Source organism: Blastomonas sp. UPD001 (assembly GCF_003426715.1).
Classification (GTDB): Bacteria; Pseudomonadota; Alphaproteobacteria; order Sphingomonadales; family Sphingomonadaceae; genus Blastomonas.
Map to the genome: position 1 here is coordinate 1 of NZ_QKVT01000178.1, position 993 is coordinate 993.

General features: G+C 65.9%; 1 protein-coding gene. It reads right to left on the bottom strand.

Annotated elements, in window-relative coordinates; translation table 11 throughout:
* Positions 1-63: 63 nt before the first annotated feature.
* A partial coding sequence (locus DM995_RS20360; RefSeq protein WP_116970865.1) for an acyl-CoA dehydrogenase family protein occupies positions 64-993 on the bottom strand: 930 nt, incomplete at its 5' end.

Here is a 993-nt window from a genome sequence, read left to right on the forward strand (position 1 = left end):
CGCTTGCGGACCGGTCAGCCCGCTCCTTGCTTCAGGAAATCTGAACCTGCTGCACGCAGACCATCAGAAGGCGGCGATCCCCGTCTGCGCGCGGCCCAGGATCAGCGCATGGACGTCGTGTGTGCCTTCGTAGGTGTTCACGGCCTCGAGGTTCATCACGTGGCGGATGATGCCATATTCGTCCGAGATCCCGTTGCCGCCGTGCATGTCGCGGGCGACGCGGGCAATGTCGAGCGCCTTGCCGCAGTTGTTGCGCTTGAGGATGCTGATGGCTTCCGGTGCGAGCTTGCCTTCATCCATCAGCCGCCCTGCCCTCAATGCCATCAGCAGCCCCAGCGTGATCTCCGTCTGCATGTCGGCGAGCTTCTTCTGCACCAGCTGCGTCGCGGCCAGCGGGCGGCCGAACTGCTTGCGGTCGAGCGTGTACTGCCGGCTTGCATGCCAGCAATACTCCGCAGCCCCCATCGCGCCCCAGCCGATGCCATAGCGGGCATTGTTGAGGCAGCCGAACGGACCTTTCAGGCCTTTCACGTTCGGCAGCAGGCGATCCGCCGGGATCTCCACATCCTGCAGCACGATCTCGCCCGTCACCCAGGCCCGAAGCGAGAACTTGCCCTCGATCTTGGGCGCGCTGACGCCCTTGTCGCTCTTCAGCAGCACGAAGCCGCGGATCTGCTCGCCGTCGCCATCCCCCAGGTCGCACTTGGCCCAGACCACGAACAGGTCCGCGATCGGCGAGTTGGTGATCCACATCTTGGCGCCGTTCAGGCGGAACCCGTCTGCCGTCTTGATGGCCTTCGTCTTCATCCCCGCCGGGTCCGAGCCCGCGTCGGGCTCCGTCAGCCCGAAGGCGCCGATCCACTCGCCGGTCGCGAGCTTCGGCAGCCACTCCTGCCGCTGCGCCTCGGTGCCATAGGCCCAGATGGGGTACATCACCAGGCTCGACTGCACCGAAAAGGCCGAGCGGTAGGCGCTGTCGACGCGCTCCACCTC